Here is an 18468-nt window from a genome sequence, read left to right as displayed (position 1 = left end):
ATAATATAACATTTTCAATGCAATCTTATTCTAATTCCCAACAATTCAACCGTGGTGTTATCGATTCGATTCCCTTGGTATTAGGCGGTCTGCCCTTTGGCGTAATTTTCGGAACGCTAGCGATGAATGCGGGTTTTGATATTTGGCAGACTATAGGCATGTCGAGTATTGTCTTTGCTGGTTCGGCGCAATTTGTGGCAGTGGGAATGCTCGCCGCAGGTACATCAATGGGCTTTATCGTCGGTGCGACTATTATTATCAACCTGCGCCATCTCATATACGCTGCTAGCATGTTGCCTCACGTTAAGCATTTACCACAGAAATGGCGTATTCCTTTAGGTTTCCTATTGGTCGACGAAGTATTTGCCGCCACCTATCCGCGCTATTTACAAAACCCTCAAGCCGATAATAATCATTGGCATTACCTCGGTGTTGGCGTGTCATTTTTTGTCAGCTGGAATATCGCGACCGTCGTAGGTATTTTCTTTGGTGCCAATGTCGAAGGAATTGGTAATTGGGGCTTAGATTTCGCTATGTCGGCGACTTTTATTGGTATGGTGATGCCGCATTTGGTCAACAAGCCAATGGTCGCGGGAGTACTAACCAGTGCCATTGTAGCTGTTGTTACTTATTCACTGCCTCATAAACTCGGCTTAGTCATCGCATCAATCAGCGGTATGGCAGTCGGATATCTGCTTGATTCTCGCCGAGTACAGGAGGCGAACTAATGAATATTTGGCTGTTAATCGCCTTAATGGCATTGGTCACTTTTAGTATTCGCTATGCGCTTTATGCTAAGGCAAACAACATCGCGCTACCAACCAAACTAGAGCGTGCATTAAAGTTTAGCGCGCCTTGTGTGCTCACTGCGATCTGGGTGCCCAGTGTTGTGATGCCAACTGGTGAGCTAGATATATCGCTTAATAATCCCTATTTTGTCGGCGGTTTGATTGCGGTGATTATTGGTCTGTGGAAGAAAAACACCTTGCTAACCATTGTTGTCAGCATGGCGTGCTTCTTCAGTTACAAGTGGTTTATTGGCTAAGCATATATTCGTAAATGTCTCCTTGGATCGGTAAGCGCTTCACCCAATAGATACTTTTTTGATCAGGCGATATTGTGTATTGATGGACGAATTCCGCAGTTGTTGCCATCATCATCTCTTCCGTACCAGAATTTAAATTGCTGCGCCAAATTCCCGATTTAGGCCGATAAAAGTACAGGTTATCACCGACAATACGCCAGTTGAGCCAGTTAATACGATCAAAATCCTTAATTATTAACTCTTCATTACTGCCTTTGCCATCAAGCCGTTTACGCCACAAGCCATCAACGGCGAATTTGGAATAGTAAAGATATTCTTGCCAAATCCAGCCACTATAACCACCTTGTTCGGTAAGCTGAGTGTGATCTTGTCTAGTTCGGTCAAAGCGCCAAAGTTGCCACTGTCCCGTATGATTACTGCTATAAATAACACTTCTTTCATCACTGCTAACATCATAGTTAACGACATAGCTCGATTGCGGCGACGCAAATAATTTGTGTAGCTGTTTAGAATCCAGATCTATTTCGTAAATCGAACCTTGTTTACTAAAGACTAAGTACTTACCGTCTGACGAGAGCTCATAACGCACGAACTGTAAATTGAAAGGCAAATTTATGTCTAAAAGCTGAGCCTGTTGTTCTGATACTTGCCACCATTGATGGTTATTAAAGCGTGTAGACAACACTAGCTTTCTATCTTTTTGTACACGAGGAAGAAGCTCAATTTGCCCACTTTCTTGCCACACTCTTTGCTGCTTGGAGTCAATGTCAAACTTAACGATTTCGCTATTTACTAGCGCCGAGCTAAGCAAAAGATGATTCTGGTTAGCCCCCTGATAGATAGCAAGGGAGTTAATATTGGTGGTTAACTCTTTAAGTAGTTGTAACTCATTATCGACTTGAAAAAGCGCATGATCATTCGCCACCATCAGTTTTTCAGAATTTGGTATCCAAGCGAGATGCTTAAGGCGCTTGGCAAAACTACGACGTTTTAGTAATTGCTGTTGTTTAAAGACCAATAGCTCTGTTTCTTCTTCACTTACATAACGCAGTACAGCAATCAAATCACTATCAAGTTGCGCCGCCACCTTAAAGTCGCCACGGGTATTGTTATCACTCGTTGGGTTGGTAATTTGCTGCAAACGTGAGGTATCAAGCTGATAGTTATAAACTTGATAGGGATGAGATTTACTAAATCGCTTGTTGAAATAAATCGTATTGTTACCGCCCCAAACCAATGTACTTGGCAATTCGCTGCAAGATGCAATGGTTTTAGATTCCCGCGTAGCTAAATCCATCACGTAGATTTCACACTGCTTACTATCTTTCGCGTACACAACCTGTTGGCCATCCGGTGAAAGTGCAGCCAAAGCGTTTTCTAGAATAATCTGTTTAGTGTGGGAGCGCGTATTATACAAATACACCCGTTGCCGATGTTCAGCATCGAGATGATGAAATAATAAAAATGCGCCATCCAGACTTGTCGAAATTTTGTATTCCCAGCCTTTAAGCCCGATCAAAGGGCCGTGTTTTAGCGTCAATTGAGGGATTTCAGTGCGTGGCGAATATTGTTTAACAGCAAATACACCGCCAATAATTACTGCGATTAAGATTAAAGCCAATGCAAAAATCCAATTGGCAGGCCGTTTTGAACTAGCAGCGTCAATAACTACGTCAGATTGAGGTTGCAATGCTTCAACTGATGCCACCAATCGATAACCTTGAGTCGGCACCGTTTCCACAACATCTCGATCTGTCAATGCTGAAAAATGTCCTCGCAACAAAGACACAGTTCGATTAATGGCACTTTCCCCCACCACTCGATTATTCCAAACATCAACAATCAACTGTTCACGGGTGACGATTTGTCCTTCTGCCTCAATTAACGTTGATAACAAGGCAAAAACTTTAGGCTCAAGATGACGAGTTTCATCGTCCTTTTTCAAAAAACGCTGTGTAGAATCAAAGATAACACCTGCAATAACACAGCTCATAATAATACGTATTCCATTGAATTTATTAAACTTTTAAAAACATAACACAAACATAATAAAAACATAAGCTCAAACTATGTCACCTAATACTCTCTCGTGATGCTATGAGTATCACCACAATAACTAACAACAACTATCAACAAAAAGAGAGAGATTATGCGTCGACATACCTACTTATTAAGCGCCCTGCTCGCCACTTCTTGGCTTATTTCAGGATGCAATGGCTCGGTGAAAACTTCAAGCACCTCTAGCAACGCAACCTTACCGCCAAACCTTGAATCAGTCGCTATTCAAGATAGAAAATATTACATTGCAAAATCCGAAGCGGGATTGAACCCCAACAAATCTTATAAACTACTACTCGCTTTGCATGGTTCAATGCAAGGAGCCATTAGCATGCAAGAAATGGCCATTTTGGAGAGTGAAGCAAACAACTATTTAGTTGTCTATCCTCAATCAAAAGTAGAAGAATGGAACGAAGGTTGTAACTGCAACAAGCCACATCGATTGGGCGTCGATGATCTCGGATATATTGAAAATATCGTCAAAGACATCAAAGAAGATTACAACATTCTCGAAGATGAACTCTACGCGGTTGGCTTCTCCCAAGGTGGACTCTTTGCACAAAACCTCATGTGTAATAGCCAGTTGCAATTTAAGGCCATCGCAACTATCGCTGCGCCAATGTCTAAGCAGCTATCTGAAAGCTGCCAGATTGAAAACGATACTAACTACCTTATCGTTCAGGGTAAAAAAGACACAGTGCTTCCTTATCAAGGCCAACCCAATGGCAACTTCGCGCTTATTAGTAGCGAACAAGCTATCGACCTTATCGCCAAGCAAAACAATATTGAAACCGAAGCTGAGCTAACTAGCACGGATAAAATGGAGCAGCGTGTTTATCAAAATGACGAGCACATCAATAAACTTGTGGCGATTGAAGATGGTCAACACAGCTGGTCGTTTGTCGACTACAACACCACAAAGGAAGTGATTGCATTTTTTGACTCTGTCAGTAGCAAAGCAATGGATGCGCAATCGAGTCTTTATCGAGTAGATACAGATGAAGGTAGTAAAGAAGTTCACGTGCGCAGTATGGGGCTTAACCATCAGGGGCCGGCGGTAATTCTACTCTCAGGCTTTAACAAGAATTATCACGCCGACAGCGCCTGGTTTGCCTTGTTGCAACCGCTAATCGCCAAAACCCACCGCGTTCATGTTATTGAGCGCTTAGGCAATGGATTTAGTAGCCTGAGCGACAAACCATCTTATACCTCTTTTGCCCCACTGCTAGAGCAGACCCTCAAGCATCTTGGCGAGCAAGAAATTATTATGGTGAGTTACGCCAGTAGCAATCTGTTATCACAGGCGTGGTACAACTTACCCGATACATCTACAACAGCAGTAAAAGGCATGGTTTGGATCGACCCTGATGTACTGTTACCTCACTCAATCGCCCACTATCAAGATTATCCTGTTTCTTGGTTCCGACAAGTTGAAGAGCACCTTATTCCGCACATAGAGGCTGGAAAATGGACTGAGCGAACGTTGGGAAAACTCGAAGCAGAGCGCACAGAACATCAAGCCTTGGTAAGTGATAAATACACAAATGATGTTGATTGGAGTTACTACGATGCCATCAGTCAAAGTCGCGCTTCAATCGATAAACAAATAATCCGTGCAAGAGAGGTTATAAATTACCACGACGATCTAAACACTGTATCTGAGTTTGAAATCACGGACGCTGTGCCTATCACCATCATCGACACCGATTTTGAACTCAAAGAAATCGAAAACGCTGAGCCAGAATACGTGGAAGGCCTGACTAAATGGCATCAAGAAGGAACTCAGTGGAGCCAGATGATAGCTAAACGTACTCATGGTCAGTACATTCCCTTGGAAAATAGCAGCCACATGGTGACATTCCAACATCCAGAGGTAATTATCGAGGCGATAACCCACCTACTAAAATAGCCAATAAGTTCCGTGTCCCTTTTGCGTCACAAGGCAACTTGTGGCGCCTTTTTGCTAACTTACTGTTTCAAAAATAAAGTGCTGTCTCAAAACAAAGATGCAAAGGTAAGGAGCTAAAACAACGTCACCTCATCGCTGTCTTCTAATTTGCTCGATGCGATAGCCGCTTTTCCCGTGAGCTGTTGATACGCCATTCGCTCATCTTCGGTGGTATAAGTCGCCGAGTTAATATGTAAGAACTCATCGATATCGATGGGATAATGACTTTCACACTTAAAGCTAAGCTCAGTCATCGAGGCGCTCATGTGCGACATGATTTGCGAAACTCGATCTTGAAATTGAATAGATTCAATCCCTTGTTCGGCGTTATGGACAATTTGATTTGAAATAAGCTCGAATTCCCCTTCCATCAACTGACCGTGCGACAGCTGCCCTCCAGCTTTTAAATGTTCGATGGTGTTAGTGAAATACTGACAAACTCGATTGATCTCGCGGGTAGATAAATCAATGCAATCTTGAATGTGCTGTGACCACAATGGAAACACTTTACGGCCAAACTGCGGCACCGAATTGGCAAGTTCTTCGGCTTTTTTCTTGTCTTTTGTCAGTTGAACTACCTGTTTTTGAAGATGATGGTTCTTAGCTAAGAGCGAGTTCATTGCTTGCTGCTTGATATAACCAAGTACGATGTCGGCAAATACTAAACAAACCGCAATCACCACCAGAATCAATGGGGGACTATAGCTAGCTAATAGCACTGCGATTAAACTCAATACACCAGTAGGTAATTTTAGAATGTATTGCTCAACACTTTTCATGATTCAGTCCCTTTTTGACCGCAGTATTAAATTCGCTCCCGAATTCACCAACATAAAGCATGAGATTTTGATATGCAATCATTCGCAAAAACTCTCAAAAATAAGCTGTTAGCCTAGAAATCCACTTTAATTGACGAAAACACGAATTTTTTTGCCAAATAGATCACGTTTTCTTGTAAAATGAGCGCCGAATTTTTGAGGTGACTCACAAAGTGTCATCAGATAGAGCTTTTATGATTAGCATCTTCTACATAAGATACTGAATGATAAAAACTTTTAATCAACTTACTCAACGAGGCTTCATCCTAATGTCAGCATCAAGACCTATCAAACGCGCATTACTGAGCGTTTCAGATAAAACTGGTATCGTCGAATTCGCTAAATCGCTTAGCGATCGTGGCGTAGAAATTCTTTCTACCGGCGGTACGGCCAAATTGCTGGAAGCAAACGGAATCACCACCATCGAAGTATCTGACTACACAGGTCATCCAGAAATCATGGACGGCCGTGTTAAAACGCTACACCCTAAAGTTCACGGCGGCATCTTGGCACGTCGCGGTACTGACGAAGCAGTTATGGAAGCCAATAACATCAACCCTATCGACATGGTTGTTGTTAACCTTTACCCATTTGCTGATACTGTTGCCAAAGAAGGCTGCACATTAGAAGACGCTATCGAAAACATCGATATCGGCGGCCCAACTATGGTTCGTTCAACGGCGAAGAACCACAAAGACACTACTATCATCGTTAACGCTAGCGATTACGATCGCGTCATTGCGGAAATGAACGAAAATGACGGTGCAACAACTTACGAGACGCGCTTTGACTTAGCTATCGCTGCATTCGAGCACACTGCGGCATACGATGGCATGATTGCGAACTACTTCGGTACTATGGTGCCATCACACCGTGAAGCAAGCAGCGAAGATTCTAAATTCGCACGCACTTTCAACACGCAATTAATCAAGCAACAAGATTTACGCTACGGTGAAAACAGCCACCAACAAGCTGCTTTCTACGTTGAAGCCAATCCGACTGAAGCATCAGTATCGACCGCTAAGCAGCTACAAGGTAAAGCGCTATCGTTTAACAACATCGCTGACACAGACGCTGCACTAGAGTGTGTTAAAGAATTTAGCGAACCAGCCTGTGTTATCGTTAAGCACGCTAACCCATGTGGCGTTGCTATTGGCGACGACATCCTAGGTGCTTACGATCGCGCGTTTAAGACTGACCCGACATCAGCATTTGGCGGTATCATCGCCTTTAACCGCGAGCTAGATGCTAAAACAGCGCAAGCAATCGTTGATCGTCAATTTGTTGAAGTGATTATCGCACCTACCGTTAGCGATGAAGCAGTGGCCATTGTCGCGGCGAAGAAAAACGTTCGCTTACTCGCCTGTGGTGAGTTCAGCACTAAAGACGCTGGCCTTGACTACAAGCGCGTTAACGGAGGCATGTTAGTACAAGACAAAGATCTTGGCATGGTGACCGAAAGCGACTTAAAAGTTGTTTCAAAACGTCAACCAAGCGAGCAAGAATTAAAAGACTTAATGTTCTGTTGGAAAGTAGCTAAGTTCGTTAAATCAAACGCTATCGTTTACGCCAAAGACGGCATGACAGTTGGTGTTGGCGCTGGCCAAATGAGCCGCGTTTACTCAGCTAAAATCGCAGGCATCAAGGCAGAAGACGAAGGCTTAACAGTACCGGGTAGCGTAATGGCATCAGATGCATTCTTCCCATTCCGCGACGGTATCGACGCAGCAGCTGCTGCTGGCATCACTTGTGTGATTCAGCCAGGTGGTTCGATTCGCGATGAAGAGATTATTGAAGCGGCTGATGAGCATGGCATGACGATGATATTTACCGGCATGCGTCATTTCCGCCACTAGATTAATGTTTGGTTACAAACCCAACATTTAATAGCATTAGAAAGAATTTAAATTTAGGTAACTTTATGAATATTTTAGTTATTGGTAGTGGCGGCCGTGAGCACGCATTGGCGTGGAAAGCGGCACAATCTAATAAAGCAACACAGGTTTTTGTGGCTCCGGGTAACGCAGGTAGTGCGTTAGAAGATAAGATCACTAACGTTGATATCGATGTCTGTGATATCGACAAGCTTATTGCGTTTGCCAAAGACAACAACGTTGAAATGACCATTGTTGGTCCAGAAGCGCCGCTAGTTATTGGTGTAGTTGATGCTTTCGAAAAAGCAGGCTTAAACTGTTTCGGTCCACGTGAAGGCGCAGCACAACTTGAAGGCTCTAAAGCCTTCACTAAAGACTTCTTAGCCCGTCATGACATTCCAACGGCGTGGTATCAAAACTTTACTGAAATCGATCCAGCCATTGCTTATGTGCGTGAAAAAGGTGCGCCTATCGTGATTAAAGCCGACGGTTTAGCGGCTGGTAAAGGCGTTATCGTTGCCATGACATTAGAAGAAGCAGAAGAGGCTATCAAAGATATGCTCGCGGGCAATGCTTTTGGTGAAGCAGGCAGCCGCGTAGTTATCGAAGAATTCCTCGATGGCGAAGAAGCGTCGTTTATCGTGATGGTTGATGGCAACAATGTGCTACCTATGGCAACTAGCCAAGATCACAAGCGCGTTGGTAATGGTGATACGGGCCCTAACACTGGCGGCATGGGTGCATACTCTCCTGCGCCTGTAGTGACACCAGAACTGCACGATCGCATTATGGAGCAAGTCATCTACCCAACGGTTAATGGTATGAAAGCCGAAGGCAATACCTACACAGGTTTTCTCTACGCTGGCCTGATGATCATGAGCGATGGCACACCTAAGGTCATTGAATACAACTGCCGCTTTGGCGATCCAGAAACGCAACCTATTATGATGCGCCTCCAGTCTGATTTAGTTGAACTAGTACAAGCGTCATTCGACAAGCGCTTAGATCAAGTTGAAGCAAAATTTGACGAGCGCGCTGCGGTAGGTGTTGTCCTTGCAGCTGGTGGCTATCCAGCTAGCTACAACAAAGGCGATGTAATCACTGGCATTAGCGATGCAACCGACAACGCTAAGGTATTCCACGCTGGTACTAAGATGGTTGACGGTAATGTGGTTACTGCTGGTGGCCGCGTATTGTGTGCAACAGCATTAGGTAATAGCGTAACCGAAGCACAACAAAGTGCTTATGAGCTAACTAAAGCTATTGAATGGAAAGATGTTTTCTATCGCACCGATATCGCCCACCGCGCGATTGAGCGAGAGGCATAGGTTCCAATAGGCGCTTAATACATCTCTGTGTTAAGCGCTTTTTATCCCCTCACTAAAGCTATTGATTTCGACAGTAAAAACCACCCAAACCAGCTCAATGACCTATTGAGAATGCACTACAGAACGTGTATAAATTAGGTTAGATTTTGAATAGTTAGTTGTCCTGATTTACCCAATACCAACACCGCAATCGAGGCTCATCGAATATGAGTCATAGATAGCCATGCAACTAACAGAGCAGCACGGATAAAGGAATTCGATTTGGTACCTCACCCTAACGACTCGGGTCAACAACAAGAGAAATCACAGCCCAAGCGTTCACTGCGTGGAAAACTTACCATTTCCCTGATTTTAACCAGTATTATCATTTTACTACTGACCTTTGCTGGTTTTGTTTTTTACGACAAAACCACCCATAGAACCGATTACATCAACGATATAGACGCCATCAGTCAGGCAGTTTCTAACAACGCCGGTATAGCGCTCGCCGAAGACAATCATCAAATGGCAATTACGGTGTTAGAGTCGTTAAAATACCATCCCAATATTCGTTATGCCCGCTTATCAGACAACGACCACAATGAAATCGCCACCTATGTTAACAATTGGGATATCAGCAACTTAGGCGATAACAAACAGCCAGCAGTGATCATTAATGATGCGGCAATAGAAATATTTAAAGACATTGTCGTCAACGACTTTGTGATTGGCTATTTACATGTTGTTGCCGATACTGACGAGCTGCATATGCGTCAGTTTGAGTTTATTTATATCGGCGGCGCTTTGCTGTTACTAGCGATTCTAATAAGTGCAGTCTTGTCATCTAACATCGTAAAATCCTTTACTAAACCCGTTTACAAACTGGCCAACTTTTCCCGTCAGATTAGTCGCGATAAAGACTACAGCAAACGCGCTCCCACCAGTGAAATTCGTGAAATTGATACCCTAGTAAGCAGTATCAACGGCATGCTTGGTGCAATTTCAGGTGCACAAAATGCACTTAATGAGAGTAAAGAGCGCTTGTCATTAGCTCTTAAAGGCGCAGGCGAAGGTTTGTGGGATCTCGATTTAAACACCCAAAAAATATTCCTCGATAAACACAGTACTGCTGTACTGGCGATGGGCGATGAAGATGTGTTGCTAAGTCCGCGTCAACTCATCGAAAAAATACATCCCGCAGACAGAGCCCGCTTTAAGGAATACAGCAACTCGTTTATTAATAATAATCAAAAACACTTTAACATTGAGTTTCGCGCCAGCGCCGACGTTGACTGGGTTTGGCTACGCCTGACAGGCGAGATTTCGCGCTGGAATGATAATCAAGTACCGCAGCGCTTAACAGGCACGCTGCTCGACATCACCAAACAGCGTGAAACCCAAGCCCAAGTTAGGCTCTACGCTTCTGTATTTGATAACACCAGCGACGCTATCGCTATTTTAGATGCACACCTAAATGTGGTGGCGGTGAATATGGCCTTTACCGATATCACCCAATATTCAGCGCTTGAGATGAAAGGCAAGCCACTGCCAGTGCTGAGCCAACTGATGAGCAAAGAGCACATCGAAGAGCAACTAAAAACCTGTGGGCACTGGCAAGGAGAAGTCTCCGATCATCGTAAAGACGGTTTTCAATACGTGCTAGAACTAGCGCTCAATACTGTTAAGCCTTCTGACGAGCAAGATTACAACTATGTCGTCGCCGTGTTTTCTGATATTACCCAGCGTAAAAAAACGCAAGACGAGCTGTTCTTTATGGCCAACTACGATCCACTGACCAAGCTCGCCAATCGCGCCATGTTCCAAAACTCATTTGCCAATGCCATTAATAACGCACAGCGCCACGAACAAACCTTGGCAATTCTATTTATCGATCTCGATAAATTTAAATTAGTTAACGATACCTTAGGCCACGATGCTGGTGATGAGCTACTGATTCAAGCAGCCAAACGCTTGCAAAGCCATGTTCGCCAAACCGACATTGTGTCTCGCTTATCTGGTGATGAATTCACCATCATTTTAGATAACATTAATGATGTTAGTCAGGTGCAAACTATCGCCACCAAAATCCAGCAAGATTTTCAGCGCGACTTCAAACTCCAAGATCAGTTGACCAATATCGGTACCAGCATCGGTATTGCCATTTATCCAAGCGACGGCACCGATGTCGACACCTTGCTTAAAAATGCCGATACGGCAATGTATTACGCTAAAACCAATGGCCGTAACAACTTCCATTTCTTTAGCAGCTCAATGAATGAACTAGCTGAGCGCCGCAACCTTGTAGAAGTGGAACTGCGCGAAGCTATCAAGCGCAAAGAAATAGAAGTACTTTATCAGCCCAAAATACAGGCTGACACCGAAGCTGTTTACGGTTTTGAAGCCTTGGTACGTTGGCACCATCCAACCATGGGGCTAGTCTCTCCGGATGAATTTATTCCGGTGGCAGAAGAAGTGGGAATCATCCGCGAATTGGGACAATACATCTTCCGCACGGCGACTAATCAACTCATTCACTGGCATTCTATGGGCTATACCAATGTTCATATGGCGGTTAACGTGTCAGCACGAGAATTCCAACTCTCTGATTATCCGTTAGAGCTTGCTAAGTTAATAAATGAATTCGATATAGCATCCCATTTCATCGAGTTAGAACTTACCGAAAGCATTGTAATGGACGATCCTGAGAAAATGACCCTAATGCTCGATGTCATAAAAAACCTCGGTTTTACACTGTCTATCGACGATTTTGGCACTGGATATTCATCGTTGAGTTACTTGCAGAAATTGCCAGTAGATGTGTTAAAAGTGGATCAGTCTTTCGTGCGGGATATCGAACACAATCCAAATAGCAGCGCCATTGCTAAAGCGATAGTATCAATGGCTCACAGCCTCAATTTAAAAGTTGTTGCAGAAGGGGTAGAAACCGAAGCGCAGCTCGACTTCTTCAAGCAAAACGGCACCGAATTAATTCAAGGCTATTACTTTAGTAAACCCTTAACTAAAGACGAAGCGCGTCGCTTCTTACACGAGCACTCCGCGCCTCAAAATCATTAATAACTGCTACTCTTAATACTTTGTAGAAGAGCGCTTAGCGCTCTTCCCCTGCCTCATCAACTTCCACGATTTCTGTTTCTAATAACGCTGCTTCAACCCACTGTTTAACAGCTTCATTATTCATTACAGTATCGCGATACTGAGCATTAGAAGGCAGCAATGAAATGCCATAAGTTTCAAACCGCATTATCACCGGAATATACATACAATCGGCAATTGAAAAGTCACCGAACAACCACGGCCCGCCGCTATTTTGTAATAAGCGATGCCATAGCAGTTGCATTTGATTGATTTCGGATTTGGCCTCAGGCGACAACTCAACGCGACGCTTAGCGCGAATATTCATTGGCATCTCATTACGAATAGCACCAAAGCCACTGTGCATTTGTGCGCTAACACTGCGAGCAACAGCTCGCTGTGCCGGATCTTTTGGCCAACCACGCCCTGCGAGACAGGTTTCATTAACGTATTCACAAATCGCTAATGAGTCCCACACATTAAGCTCTTTATTTACCAGTACTGGCACTTTTTTACTGTCGGAATACTGCGCCAAACGCTCAGATAGCCCATCAGGCGTTAATGATTCCAATTGCTCGGTAAAATTAACATTAAAGTGGGTCATTAATAGCCAAGGTCGCATCGACCAGGTCGAATAATTTTTATTGCCAATAACCAGTTTCATAAAAAGTCTTTCCCCTTTTAACAATTCGTCGCCGCTCCCAACCATCCATGGTTTCGCGGCATACGGTTCGTCCTGAACGTAAAAAAGCCGTTTATCAAAGATAAACGGCTTTTATGACAAATCAATGACCAATTAGTTTAGGGTCACTATATTTACTTAATTACTTGTGGAACGGACGCGATAACTCGTTCACTGCTTTAATAAAGGTACCAGCATTCTCTGGTGGCACATCTAAGTGAATACCGTGGCCTAGGTTGAATACGTGACCAGTATTATCGTGACCGTATTGCTCGAGAATGTGCTGAACTTCTTGTTGAATACGCTCTGGAGAAGCGTAAAGCATTGATGGATCCATATTGCCTTGTAGTGCAACTTTATCGCCAACGCGCGCTTTAGCGTCGCTGATATCGATAGTCCAATCTAAACCTACAGCATCACAGCCTGTTGCAGCGATTTCTTCAATCCACTGACCGCCATTTTTAGTAAACAGTGTCACAGGAACGCGACGGCCTTCGTTTTCACGAGTCAAACCATCAACGATTTTTGCCATGTAACGCAATGAGAATTCACGGTAGTCGCGTGGTGATAAGATACCGCCCCACGTGTCGAAAATCATTAGTGATTGCGCACCTGCTGCAACTTGCGCGTTTAGGTATGAGATTACTGAATCAGCTAACTTGTCTAATAGCAAGTGCAATGTTTGTGGCTCAGCAAACGCCATCTTCTTGATCTTAGTAAACGCTTTAGACGTGCCGCCTTCAACCATGTAAGTCGCTAGTGTCCACGGGCTACCAGAAAAACCGATTAATGGAACATCGCCATTTAAGCCTTTGCGGATAGTGCGAACAGCATTCATTACATAACCTAGCTCGTCTTCTGGATCAGGAATACCGATCTTTTCTACGTCGCGTAAACACGTGATAGGACGGTCAAATACCGGACCTTCACCTGTTTCAAAACGCAAGCCTAAGCCCATCGCATCAGGAATAGTTAAAATATCTGAGAATAGAATTGCCGCATCTAAGTCATAACGACGCAATGGTTGCAGTGTTACTTCACACGCGAAATCAGCATCGCGACACAGCGACATAAAATCACCAGCCTTCGCACGTAATTCGCGATATTCTGGTAAATAGCGCCCTGCTTGACGCATCATCCATACTGGAGTTTGATCAACCGGTTGCTTTAACAACGCACGTAAATAACGATCATTCTTTAACTCAGCCATTAACACTAGCCCTTCGATAATAAAATTGCGCGCTATTGTATCACCGACTTAGGCTAAAAAACTAACCTAGATCAAATGATTTGTGCTCAACAGCAATGAAAACAATCTGATATTTATTCTACAAAAGGAACATGGTAGTTTAATAATAATTTAATCAAAATAATTAACTTAACCATTAATCTGTGCAAATAAAGGATGAAAGCATGTTAAAAGTTGTTAGTTTGTTGTGTGGTTTTATTTATTTAAGTAATCAGGCAGTAGCTAATAATATAAATTACAAGCTTTATGTAGATGCAGATTTTTCAAATACGCCACAATCCAGCCAAGCGATAAGTCAAGGAATTAAAACAGCATTAGTAGATGCGAACTTACGACAGAATATTAGCTTTGAAGTTGAGCACAAAGACCACAAAGGAGTCGCTCGCCTTAGCCACCTGAATATGCTGGAGTATAATAAAACACCTTCTGTCCTAGCAGTATTTACTGGCCTACATTCGGTACCAGTATTAAAAGCAAAACACCTCATAAATCAGTCTAAAATACTTACCTTGGATCCTTGGGCGGCTGCCGGCCCAATCACACGGCCTGAAACAAGTGATAACTGGATATTTCGTCTTTCAATTGATGATACAAACGCGGGGACTTTTATTAGTGATTCATCTACAAATGAAGGGTTTAAGAAGCCACATTTATTACTAGAGCGGACATTGTGGGGACGTTCGAATCAAAAAACGATGACTGCTGCGCTGTCTAAGTACAACATAAAACCACAAACATCATGGTTTAATTTGAACCTGACCTTACCTCAAGCGACTCGCATTCTTAAGAAAATAAAAAGTAATGGGCACGACTCTATATTTCTTGTGGCAAACACTCCCGAAGGAGTTACGATAGCTAAAGCCATGGCAAATTTGCCACCAACTCAGCGCCTTCCAATTCGCAGCCATTGGGGCATTACAGGCGGAAATTTCACGAATCAGGTGCCACATAGTCAACGTAAGAAGCTTGATCTTACTTTTATCCAAACTAAATTCTCAATGTATCAACCACAACACAAGCAGCGGGTAAAATCATTGATGACCCGTATTCAACAAGCAAATCCCGAGATTAAGAACATTAGTGATATTCCATCACAAACTGGCTTTATACACGCTTATGACTTAACAAAACTATTTCTACAAGCAGTGAATCAATGTTATATCACTGGCGATCGAAAAAATGATAAACAATGTATTCATTCAGCCTTAGAAAACCTTACAGCTCCTGTGCATGGTTTAATCAAAACATATCGCCAACCCTTTTCTGTATACACCACTGACTCACCTCAGGCTCATGAAGCACTGCGAATAGAAGATTATGCGATGGGCTACTTTGCCGAAGATGGACTAATTCGCTTAATCGACTGAGGACTAATCGCCTTATCGATTCAGTACAGCGTCAATCAATTGCCTTGCAATAGTATGAGTGCCGGGGATTTCCGGTAACTCATCTTTGCTAAACCAATCGGCGGCCATTAGCTCGTGCTCGTCGATTTTTATCTCACCACTGTCATAATCGGCGATGTAACCGATCATCATATTATGAGGAAATGGCCACGGCTGAGAGCCAAAATAACGCACGTTTTTCACCGTAATATTGGTTTCTTCTTTAACCTCGCGCACAACTGTTTGCTCTAGCGTTTCTCCCACTTCGACAAATCCAGCCAATACCGAATAAACCTGACCGCGATTGCGTTTGTTTTTCGCTAGCAAAACCTTGTCATCTTTAACCACCGCCATAATCACCGCCGGCGAAATCCGCGGATAGGCGCGATGGCCACAATCGCGGCATTGCGCAGCCACTTCCCAATTAATAGACAACATGCGGTTCCCACATTGGCCGCAAAACTGATGAGTGCGTACAAAATTAGCCACTTGCCATGCTCGTCCTGCCATTAAGGCGAGCTCTTCGCTAGCATCCAACATTAATTCTCGCAGTCCAAGCCACTGTCCTTGCGGTAAATCAATAGTTTGATGTTGTAAATCCACTAAGATGCACGGCAGAGATTGGTGATAACCCATTAAGAATTTGGGCGCCGATTGATCAAAATCGAGAGCAAGTGACTCCAAGGTTTGACGCGGCAATTGACCGCTGTCTAATACCCAAAACGTCTCCTGAAAACAAAAGAACCACAAGGCTGGTCGCGACGGATTTAAACGTTTAATTTTTTTCATAGTTCTCTTTTGATAACTCGATTCAACACAACATAAAAAATGCGCGGATAATGATTGCTTTCACAAGCTGCATATCTTAACTTTAATACTTAAGGAAATCACACAGGAGACGTTTCATGTTAGAAAAAGTAAAACAAGCACGTCAACAATGGGGCGGTTCTAATCTTTTAATTGATACTTGGCTCACCAAGCGCCAAGAGCTAATTGTTACCTACTGCCAAATTGCCGGCATTCCTCCGTATGAGGAAAACGCCCACCAGCTGCCCAAGGATGAAGACATCAGCGAGTTTTGCACCCGATTAGTAGACTATGTATCAACAGGACATTTCGAAGTCTATCGCGAAGTGGTTTCCGCCTGTGAAGTGCACGGTGAGAGTAGCATTCTACACATCGATGAGTTAATTCCTCAAATTAGTGTCTCCACTGAAATGGCACTTGAGTTTACTGACAAGTACGCCGAAAACGAACACACATTCGACCGCTTTGATGCCCACCTATCAACATTGATTGAAGGATTAGAACAGCGCTTCGAGTTAGAAGATCAACTCTTATCTAATCTGCACGAAAAACACAGTTCGACTGTTTCTTAATTCCACGATAGAGCCGCTCATTCAGCGGCTTTTTTTATTCATGAATAAAAAATACTTCCATAATCATCTAGCCCTACCTGTGCCCTTGCTTGGCTGCCTTTTGGTTACTGCTTGCACTCAGCAAGTTGAACATGACAGCACCGCAACCGAGTTCAAGATTGGTAATACTCCAGCCAAAGTTACGCATGTTAATAAATATATCTCTAACAAAGGTATTTTGAGCGGTCATGATTATGGTTCTAGCTACAGCTTTGCCTATCAGCTAACTGTGCCAGATCTAAAAATTGATTGGCAAAGCCGCGACGAACCTAAAGAAGCGAAGTTGTGCCAGTCCTCTTTACTGATGCTTAAATCCATTGGTAAACACACCAGTTATACTGATGAAGAAACAGTGACCAAAATAACAACCCGCTATGCGAAATTTGTCGATAATAGGTTTTTGTTTAAACTCTTTGGTGATGCTTATTGGACGTATATCTCACAAGAAGATTATTTAAAGAAAACTACCGAATGTGTTGTCGCGGCAATACCGAACGAAAGGCATTATGAGTAATGTTGGATATAAAAAAGCCGCTATAGCAGCGGCTTTCAAGTCAAAGAAATAAGTTATTTACTCACTTTCTTAATTTTCTTTTTAAAACGCTTCACTTCATCTTCCAAATCATCATCGTCGCTGTCATCCACCAGCTTCAATGTTGCGCTGGCTTTAGTCACATTGCCATCGGCGAAATAAAGTTGGGCTAAGCGCATGTTGCCCCATTGCTGGTAGCGATGACCTTCGATTGCCATTAACTGGCTTACCTGCTCGATAGCTTGCTTTACGTTTTCCCCTGATTTAACAGCCACTTTGCCGAGTTGGTAAAGTGCATTGCTCTTTTCCATCTCATCTTGTGCACTTGCAAGGGCATCTAGTAAGTCTTTATGAGCAAGGTTCCACTCTTCATCACCAATGTGTTTCATGGCGCGAATAAACAACAGACGACTGCTTTGCGGATAATCATTGATCCCCTGATTAAGCTCTTTTAGGGCGAGATCTTTTTTATCCATCGACTGATACACGCCCACTAAACTTGCAACGCCCGCCGCGCCGTCAATAGTTTTGAGGTGTTTAGCATGTTCCAGCGCTTTATCGATATCGCCACCCGCTATTCCCGGTGCAAAACGATGAAAACCTATTAGGCCGTTAAGGGTATCTTTGTGGTTAGGATCGAGTTTTAACGCGGCTTCCCATGCTTTAACGCCATCTTTGGCATAACCCATTTTTGAAAAGATACTCGCCTTTTGCGCCATAATCATCGCGCTTTGGCCAAAGCGAAATTGTAGATCGGCATTGTTGGGATTTTTCTCTACCAAGGGCTCCATTAGCTCAAAGGCTTCTTCCGTGTCATTTTGCGCCAATAAAATACGCGCCCACAGTAGCTGCCCTTCAAGCGACTTTGTCGCCATGCCATCAAGTTTTTTATAAGCCGCAACTGCAGCATCTAACTTGCCTGCTTTTAACGCTTCATCAACGCTGGTTTGTGAGGCCCAAGCAGAATGAATGCTTGTTATTACCAAACCCGTGCCAATTAAAATCTTCTTAAATCCCGCCATGTTTTTATATCTTCCTGTAATTTTCTATCCCAACACA

General features: G+C 43.4%; 15 protein-coding genes. 9 read left to right on the top strand and 6 right to left on the bottom strand.

Annotated features, from left to right (window positions below; all coding sequences use genetic code 11):
- Positions 1-17 precede the first annotated feature (17 nt).
- Together MHM98_RS17560 and MHM98_RS17555 are read left to right on the top strand one after the other, a co-directional pair.
- A complete protein-coding gene (locus MHM98_RS17560) occupies positions 18-728 on the top strand; it encodes an AzlC family ABC transporter permease (protein ID WP_239440702.1) in 711 nt (236 codons plus the stop codon).
- Positions 728-1045, top strand: coding sequence for an AzlD domain-containing protein (locus tag MHM98_RS17555; RefSeq protein WP_239440701.1), 318 nt, complete (start codon positions 728-730; stop codon positions 1043-1045). Before MHM98_RS17560 ends, MHM98_RS17555 begins: the two co-directional genes overlap by 1 nt.
- On the opposite strand, the gene MHM98_RS17550 is transcribed toward MHM98_RS17555, so the two are convergent.
- Positions 1035-3038, bottom strand: coding sequence for a DUF5050 domain-containing protein (locus tag MHM98_RS17550; RefSeq protein WP_239440700.1), 2004 nt, complete (start codon positions 3036-3038; stop codon positions 1035-1037). The genes MHM98_RS17555 and MHM98_RS17550 overlap by 11 nt on opposite strands.
- A 156-nt stretch (positions 3039-3194) precedes the next feature.
- On the opposite strand from MHM98_RS17550, the gene MHM98_RS17545 reads away from it, so the two are divergent.
- A complete protein-coding gene (locus MHM98_RS17545) occupies positions 3195-5012 on the top strand; it encodes an alpha/beta hydrolase (protein ID WP_239440699.1) in 1818 nt (605 codons plus the stop codon).
- 113 nt (positions 5013-5125) lie between these two features.
- On the opposite strand, the gene MHM98_RS17540 is transcribed toward MHM98_RS17545, so the two are convergent.
- Positions 5126-5830 carry a hypothetical protein gene (locus MHM98_RS17540; protein WP_239440698.1) on the bottom strand — a complete coding sequence of 235 codons (705 nt, stop codon included), beginning with the start codon at positions 5828-5830 and terminating at the stop codon, positions 5126-5128.
- Positions 5831-6138: 308 nt separating this feature from the next.
- On the opposite strand from MHM98_RS17540, the gene purH reads away from it, so the two are divergent.
- The 3 genes from purH (at position 6139) to MHM98_RS17525 (ending at position 12125) form a co-directional block, all read left to right on the top strand.
- Positions 6139-7725 (top strand): bifunctional phosphoribosylaminoimidazolecarboxamide formyltransferase/IMP cyclohydrolase, encoded by a 1587-nt coding sequence (gene purH, locus MHM98_RS17535; RefSeq protein ID WP_239440697.1) that lies wholly within the window; start codon positions 6139-6141, stop codon positions 7723-7725.
- Positions 7726-7790: 65 nt separating this feature from the next.
- Complete coding sequence (gene purD, locus MHM98_RS17530; RefSeq protein WP_239440696.1) at positions 7791-9071, top strand: phosphoribosylamine--glycine ligase; 1281 nt, start codon at positions 7791-7793, stop codon at positions 9069-9071.
- A 261-nt stretch (positions 9072-9332) separates the two neighbouring features.
- Entirely contained in the window at positions 9333-12125 is a 2793-nt protein-coding gene (locus tag MHM98_RS17525) for an EAL domain-containing protein (RefSeq protein WP_239440695.1), read from the top strand.
- A gap of 34 nt (positions 12126-12159) precedes the next feature.
- On the opposite strand, the gene MHM98_RS17520 is transcribed toward MHM98_RS17525, so the two are convergent.
- Together MHM98_RS17520 and hemE are read right to left on the bottom strand one after the other, a co-directional pair.
- A complete protein-coding gene (locus tag MHM98_RS17520) occupies positions 12160-12807 on the bottom strand; it encodes a glutathione S-transferase family protein (RefSeq protein WP_239440694.1) in 648 nt (215 codons plus the stop codon).
- A gap of 160 nt (positions 12808-12967) precedes the next feature.
- Positions 12968-14035 (bottom strand): uroporphyrinogen decarboxylase, encoded by a 1068-nt coding sequence (gene hemE / locus MHM98_RS17515; RefSeq protein ID WP_239440693.1) that lies wholly within the window; start codon positions 14033-14035, stop codon positions 12968-12970.
- 203 nt (positions 14036-14238) lie between these two features.
- On the opposite strand from hemE, the gene MHM98_RS17510 reads away from it, so the two are divergent.
- Positions 14239-15441, top strand: a complete 1203-nt coding sequence (locus MHM98_RS17510; RefSeq protein WP_239440692.1) for an ABC transporter substrate-binding protein — start codon at positions 14239-14241, stop codon at positions 15439-15441.
- Positions 15442-15453: 12 nt separating this feature from the next.
- Here MHM98_RS17510 and nudC read toward each other — a convergent pair whose 3' ends face one another.
- On the bottom strand, positions 15454-16248 hold the full coding sequence (nudC, locus tag MHM98_RS17505) for an NAD(+) diphosphatase (RefSeq protein WP_239440691.1): 795 nt from the start codon (positions 16246-16248) through the stop codon (positions 15454-15456).
- Positions 16249-16364: 116 nt separating this feature from the next.
- Between nudC and rsd the strand changes: the two genes are divergently transcribed.
- Together rsd and MHM98_RS17495 are read left to right on the top strand one after the other, a co-directional pair.
- Entirely contained in the window at positions 16365-16838 is a 474-nt protein-coding gene (gene rsd, locus MHM98_RS17500; protein WP_239440690.1) for a sigma D regulator, read from the top strand.
- Between the two features lie 40 nt (positions 16839-16878).
- Positions 16879-17391 (top strand): hypothetical protein, encoded by a 513-nt coding sequence (locus MHM98_RS17495; protein WP_239440689.1) that lies wholly within the window; start codon positions 16879-16881, stop codon positions 17389-17391.
- A 53-nt stretch (positions 17392-17444) separates the two neighbouring features.
- Here the strand turns inward: MHM98_RS17495 and MHM98_RS17490 are convergent, their stop codons facing one another.
- Entirely contained in the window at positions 17445-18431 is a 987-nt protein-coding gene (locus MHM98_RS17490) for a tetratricopeptide repeat protein (protein WP_239440688.1), read from the bottom strand.
- Positions 18432-18468: the final 37 nt, after the last annotated feature.

Origin of the sequence: Psychrobium sp. MM17-31, assembly GCF_022347785.1 — a bacterium.
GTDB lineage: Bacteria > Pseudomonadota > Gammaproteobacteria > Enterobacterales > Psychrobiaceae > Psychrobium.
This window is presented reverse-complemented; position numbering and strand designations above follow the sequence as displayed.

Bases quoted from the DNA above. Each gene is read 5' to 3' on its own strand.
- MHM98_RS17560 (WP_239440702.1), top strand. From the start codon at position 18: ATGCAATCTTATTCTAATTCCCAACAATTCAACCGTGGTGTTATCGAT.
- MHM98_RS17555 (WP_239440701.1), top strand. From the start codon at position 728: ATGAATATTTGGCTGTTAATCGCCTTAATGGCATTGGTCACTTTTAGT.
- MHM98_RS17550 (WP_239440700.1), bottom strand. From the start codon at position 3,038: ATGAGCTGTGTTATTGCAGGTGTTATCTTTGATTCTACACAGCGTTTT.
- MHM98_RS17545 (WP_239440699.1), top strand. From the start codon at position 3,195: ATGCGTCGACATACCTACTTATTAAGCGCCCTGCTCGCCACTTCTTGG.
- MHM98_RS17540 (WP_239440698.1), bottom strand. From the start codon at position 5,830: ATGAAAAGTGTTGAGCAATACATTCTAAAATTACCTACTGGTGTATTG.
- purH (WP_239440697.1), top strand. From the start codon at position 6,139: ATGTCAGCATCAAGACCTATCAAACGCGCATTACTGAGCGTTTCAGAT.
- purD (WP_239440696.1), top strand. From the start codon at position 7,791: ATGAATATTTTAGTTATTGGTAGTGGCGGCCGTGAGCACGCATTGGCG.
- MHM98_RS17520 (WP_239440694.1), bottom strand. From the start codon at position 12,807: ATGAAACTGGTTATTGGCAATAAAAATTATTCGACCTGGTCGATGCGA.
- hemE (WP_239440693.1), bottom strand. From the start codon at position 14,035: ATGGCTGAGTTAAAGAATGATCGTTATTTACGTGCGTTGTTAAAGCAA.
- MHM98_RS17510 (WP_239440692.1), top strand. From the start codon at position 14,239: ATGTTAAAAGTTGTTAGTTTGTTGTGTGGTTTTATTTATTTAAGTAAT.
- nudC (WP_239440691.1), bottom strand. From the start codon at position 16,248: ATGAAAAAAATTAAACGTTTAAATCCGTCGCGACCAGCCTTGTGGTTC.
- rsd (WP_239440690.1), top strand. From the start codon at position 16,365: ATGTTAGAAAAAGTAAAACAAGCACGTCAACAATGGGGCGGTTCTAAT.
- MHM98_RS17495 (WP_239440689.1), top strand. From the start codon at position 16,879: ATGAATAAAAAATACTTCCATAATCATCTAGCCCTACCTGTGCCCTTG.
- MHM98_RS17490 (WP_239440688.1), bottom strand. From the start codon at position 18,431: ATGGCGGGATTTAAGAAGATTTTAATTGGCACGGGTTTGGTAATAACA.